This is a genomic window from Mesorhizobium sp. B2-7-1 (assembly GCF_006440735.1).
Taxonomy (GTDB): Bacteria; Pseudomonadota; Alphaproteobacteria; order Rhizobiales; family Rhizobiaceae; genus Mesorhizobium.
Genome location: NZ_VFUA01000223.1, coordinates 1 through 1,282 on the forward strand (window position 1 = coordinate 1; position 1,282 = coordinate 1,282).

1 protein-coding gene is annotated in these 1,282 nt (G+C 62.8%); it reads right to left on the reverse strand.

What is annotated here, in order from left to right:
* Positions 1 to 167: 167 nt before the first annotated feature.
* On the reverse strand, positions 168 to 1,282 hold a 1,115-nt coding region (locus FJ471_RS34580), incomplete at its 5' end, for an aldehyde dehydrogenase family protein (protein WP_140811569.1).

Here is a 1,282-nt window from a genome sequence, read left to right on the forward strand (position 1 = left end):
CGCCCGACGTCCACCAATGCAGCATCTGCACTTCCTTGACGTCCGCGGCATGCGCCGAGAACGCAAAGCTCGTCGCAAGAGCCGTTCCGATAAGCAGTTTGCGCAACATGTACTACCTCCCTTGTTGCATACACATAACCGGCGGGTGTCCGCCGGGGTTTCCCAACTCAGCCGACCCACCAACCGGTGCGCTGGCCGCGATGAAACTGGATTGTCTTTTCCTCGGTATAGTCCTCGACGGCGCGTTTGCCGAGTTCGCGTCCGAGACCGGACTGCTTGTAGCCGCCGAAGGGCAGTTCGGGATAACCTTCCATGAACGTATTCACCCAAACCGTCCCCGAACGCACACCGCGCGCCACCGACATGCACGTGTCGACGCCGGCGCTCCATACCCCTGCAGACAGACCATAGGGCGTGTTGTTGGCAATGTGCAATGCCTTTTCAATCGTTTCAAAAGTGAGCACGGACAGCACCGGGCCGAACACTTCCTCGCGTGCAATCGCCATATCCTCTGTAACGTTACGGATGATGGTCGGATCGAGGTATTGCCCGGCATTGGATGCAAGCCGGGCGCCGCCGGTGAAAACGTTGCCGCCCTCGATTTTCGCCGCCGTTACATAGCCGGCTACCTTTTCCACATGATCGGCCGAGATCATCGCGCCGACCTTGGTGCGGTCGTCGAGCGGATCGCCGACGCGGACCTTCTGGGACAGCGCCTTGACTGCGTTCAGGAAGTCGTCGGCGATCGCCTCATGCACGATCAGGCGGCTGCCGGCATTGCAGCATTCGCCTGCGTTGAAGAAGCCGCCGAACACCGCGGCATCCGCTGCTGCATCGAGGTCGGCGTCGGGGAAGACGATCTGGCCGTTCTTGCCGCCGAGCTCCATCGAGACCTTCTTCAAGGAACCGGAAGCGGCGGCCATGGTCATCTTGCCGACGCGGGTCGAGCCGGTGAAGGAGACCATCTCGACGAGCGGATGGCTGACCATCGGCGCGCCGACATCGGCGCCGAAGCCGGCGAGGATGTTGACGACGCCGGCCGGCAGCCCGGCTTCGAGCAGGATGTCGCCGAGCACGAAGGTCGAGGCTGAGGTCATCTCGCTCGGCTTGACCACCGCCGTGCAGCCGGCGGCGAGCGCGAAAGGCAGCTTCTGGCTGACGATCAGGAACGGGAAGTTCCACGGCGTGATGATCGAGACGACGCCGATCGGTTCGCGCAGCACGACGCCCAGCATGGAGTCGCCGAGATTGGCGTAGCTTTCGCCATGCAGCGTGCGGGCGA